Source organism: Buttiauxella sp. S19-1, from assembly GCF_022134725.1.
Classification (GTDB): domain Bacteria; phylum Pseudomonadota; class Gammaproteobacteria; order Enterobacterales; family Enterobacteriaceae; genus Buttiauxella; species Buttiauxella ferragutiae.
This window is the reverse complement of sequence record NZ_JAHWLU010000207.1, coordinates 1-3,485: the sequence shown is the minus strand read 5'-3', so window position 1 is coordinate 3,485 and position 3,485 is coordinate 1. Positions and strand designations below refer to the sequence as shown.

The window sequence follows — 3,485 nt, the reverse complement described above, 5'->3', positions numbered from 1 at the left end:
CTATTGCAACGTGCTTTAGACCCGCAAGCCAGGCCGCTGAATATGCCGGAAATGGCCAATCTCGGTCTTGGATTACGCACGCAATTACAGCATGAACCTAACAATATTGAGGGCTGGATGATGCTCGGACGTATTGGTATGGTTCTTAATAATGCATCAACCGCTACACAAGCCTTTGCTCATGCGTATAAACTGTCGCCCACTAACGATAATGTAAAGCTGGGCTATGCTGAAGTATTGACCCGTAGCGGCGACCCGCAGGATAACCAACTGGGTGGTGATCTGTTGCGAGAGTTGCTCAAATCGGATCATACAAATGTTCGCGTTCTAAGCTTGTTGGCGTTTAACGCTTTTGAGCAGCAACATTACTCTGAGGCAATAGGTGCATGGCAAATCATGTTGCGAGTTCTGCCAGCAAATGACTCGCGTCGCGCTGTGGTGCAAAGAAGTATTGAGCAGGCGACCGCAGCGCTTGCTGGCGGGGGCGGCACCAAACCTGAGAGCGTAGAACAGCAATAACAGGGAGAGAATTATGAATTTCCGCCTCACTGGGCTGGCATTGGCTGTGACTGTTTTGGTCGGCTGTGCCAGCTCGGGCGATACACAACCGCAAGGGCGTTCGGACCCGCTAGAAGGGTTCAACCGCACGATGTACGACTTCAACTTTAATGTGTTGGACCCGTATGTGGTGCGCCCGGTGGCTGTGGTATGGCGTGATTATATGCCGCAACCGGCACGTAATGGGATAAGTAACTTCACCAGTAACCTCGAAGAACCTGCCTCTATGGTGAACAACTTTATCCAGGGCGACCCGTATCAGGGGATGGTGCATTTCACTCGTTTCTTCCTGAACAGCTTGTTGGGGATGGGTGGTTTAATCGATGTTGCGGGGATGGCGAATCCGAAGTTACAACGTCTTGAGCCGAACCGTTTCGGTACTACGCTTGGGCATTATGGCGTGGGTTATGGCCCATATGTGCATTTACCGGCATACGGTAGCTTCACGCTCCGTGAAGATGGCGGTGAGTTGGTCGATGATTTGTATGCGCCACTGTCCTGGCTGACCTGGTGGATGTCACTGGGTAAATGGACGCTTGAAGGTATCGAAACTCGTGCGCAATTGTTGGATTCCGAAGGCTTGCTGAAGCAATCTTCAGACCCCTATATTTTGGTGCGTGAAGCCTACTTCCAGCGCCATGATTTCCAGGCCAACGGCGGGAAGCTCACGCCACAAGAGAATCCGAACGCATCAGCTATTCAGGATGATCTAAAAGATATCGACTCTCAGTAACCTTCTGGAATGAGAGACATAAAAAAGGCGAAACTGAGGTTTCGCCTTTTTTTTCACCGTTAACTATTAGAATGCGTAGTTAAAGTTCATGCCGTACAACCAGGCTTTACCTGCAGACTGGAAGGTGTATGGACCTTCTTTGATCTCAACGTTCTGGCCATGCATGTAGGAAACACCGACATCGACAGACGCATCTTCGTTAAATGCGTAGGTGGTACCCGCACTGATCCAGAAGCGGTCCTGATCCGGGATAGAGATTGAACGATGGTCTGCCGGAACTGGGCTATCGTCAAATGCAATACCGGTACGGAAGGTCCAGTTCTTATCCATAAAGTAGGTGGTACCTAAAGCAATACGGTACGCATCTTTAAAGCTTTCATCTTTATAGAACAGAGTCTGGCCGTTGGTGCCAGTGGCTTTCAGCTCCTGGAACTGGCTCCAGCTGGTGTAAGCGATGCTGTAGTGAATCGCCCACTGTGGATCAACTTTGTTATAACCGGACAGTTCCCACATTTCTGGCAGGTTCAGCGTCAGAGAACCTGGAACGGTTTGCCCGTTGGTACCAGCAGGCAAGCCAAATCTGGACAGCAGTGGGTTATACGCAGAAGGCAGGTTGCTCTTATAGTCGCCGTCGAAATCGATTTTGATTTCTGAGCGATACGTTAAGCCGTAACGGTTGTTCTTATCGATTTCATAAAGAATACCGGCGTTCCAGCCATAACCCCACTCGTCACCTTTCAGGTGCGCGATTTGAGTATCGCCAGGAATACGGGAAACCGGGCCTGCCAGTGACGGAGGCAATGCGCCAGAACCGGCAACGATTTGGCCTAAATCACCTGCGTAGCGCTCGATTTTAGCTTTAGCGTAAACCGCATCAAAGCCAAGACCGAAGCTCCAGTTGCTGTTCAGGCGGTATGCGCCGCTCAGATTCAGGTTCATCGTGGTCAGATCGGTCTTACCACCCATCGAACCTGCGGTGTAATCGTCGGCAAATTCTGTCGCCAAACCGTAGTTAGAGGTAACAGAAGCACCCCAACCAAACTGTTCGTTAATCGGTGCAACGAAGTGGATGTTTGGCACCCAGGCGGTCGGTGCGATGTTATTCGCATCGGTGCTGCGGCCTGTTGGTGAGGTTCCGGAAATATTGACGTCGGGATCAATAAAGACGGCACCGCCAGAGAAAGAAGGGCGGTCAAACATCATAATTGTTGCAGGGTTACGGCTGGCAGAGCCCGCATTATCTGCAACTGCACCTTCCCCCGAATAAGCTCGGCCCAGGCCAGAGGAAGAGAACTCGTTTAATTGAAAGCCGGCCGAGTACGCCTGCGAAGAGACTATTGCCACTGCAACCGCGAGGGCTGACTTTGTAAACAGGTTTTTCTGGCTCATGACCAAAACCTCATCGTAGATTTATTTTTATACAAACAATGTTACATACCGTAACAGGAGCGCGAATAGTAGGGGCTGATCTGTTACAGAGAAATCAGACCAGTGGCGAGAGTATAGGTCTGACCAGATGGAATGTTGCAAGTTTGTATCTAAGAATTTTCAAATTTGATCGTAGAAACGAGATCTGCCTGGCAAAATCGGGTTCTTCGTCACTACGCAAAATAGGTGAATCTTGTTTTAGATCATTTTTAAGTGTGATTTGGGTCACTTGCGGATTTTGACAAGATTAACGACTGGAGTCGCTTCAACAGGGAGCGTAAAATAAGCAGGAATTGTTTAATCCTATTCAATGCGAAATACAGAGGAAATCATAAAATGAGTAAGAACACTGCTGATGAAACCCCGGTTTGCTGCTGTATTGATGTTGGTTCCATCATCGATAACACCGATTGCACAGCAACATACAGCCGCGTGTTTGCAACCCGTGCTGAAGCTGAAGAAACTCTGGCTGCGCTGACCGAAAAAGCACGTGCCGCAGAATCTGAACCTTGCCAGATTGTTCCGCGTTATACCGAAGAAGCTGATGGCGTACGTCTGGATATCGACTTCACTTTCAGCTGCCAGGCTGAAACTATGATCTTCCAGCTCGGCCTGCGTTAAATGTAAAAATGTCGGATGGCGCAAGCTTATCCGACCTTGTATCTTGAACCGGTAGCTGGTTAGCTACCGGTTACATGAAACGGAGGAAGCTTGTATCCGACCTGAAGACCTCGATCTTCCGACGTAGCTTAAGCCCTCCGTTTCA

At 49.5% G+C, this 3,485-nt stretch carries 4 protein-coding genes; 3 read left to right on the top strand and 1 reads right to left on the bottom strand.

Annotated elements, in window-relative coordinates; translation table 11 throughout:
- Both MES37_RS23805 and mlaA read left to right on the top strand, forming a co-directional pair.
- Positions 1-519, top strand: a 519-nt coding sequence (locus MES37_RS23805; protein WP_237932774.1) for a tetratricopeptide repeat protein, incomplete at its 5' end; no start/stop codon positions are given.
- Between the two features lie 13 nt (positions 520-532).
- Entirely contained in the window at positions 533-1,291 is a 759-nt protein-coding gene (gene mlaA / locus MES37_RS23800; RefSeq protein WP_064544704.1) for a phospholipid-binding lipoprotein MlaA, read from the top strand.
- A 66-nt stretch (positions 1,292-1,357) separates the two neighbouring features.
- Here the strand turns inward: mlaA and fadL are convergent, their stop codons facing one another.
- Positions 1,358-2,680: a long-chain fatty acid transporter FadL gene (fadL, locus tag MES37_RS23795; protein ID WP_064544706.1), complete on the bottom strand. Its 1,323-nt coding sequence runs from the start codon at positions 2,678-2,680 to the stop codon at positions 1,358-1,360.
- Positions 2,681-3,055: 375 nt separating this feature from the next.
- Between fadL and MES37_RS23790 the strand changes: the two genes are divergently transcribed.
- Positions 3,056-3,340 (top strand): YfcZ/YiiS family protein, encoded by a 285-nt coding sequence (locus MES37_RS23790; protein WP_064544709.1) that lies wholly within the window; start codon positions 3,056-3,058, stop codon positions 3,338-3,340.
- The last annotated feature ends 145 nt before the right edge of the window (positions 3,341-3,485 follow it).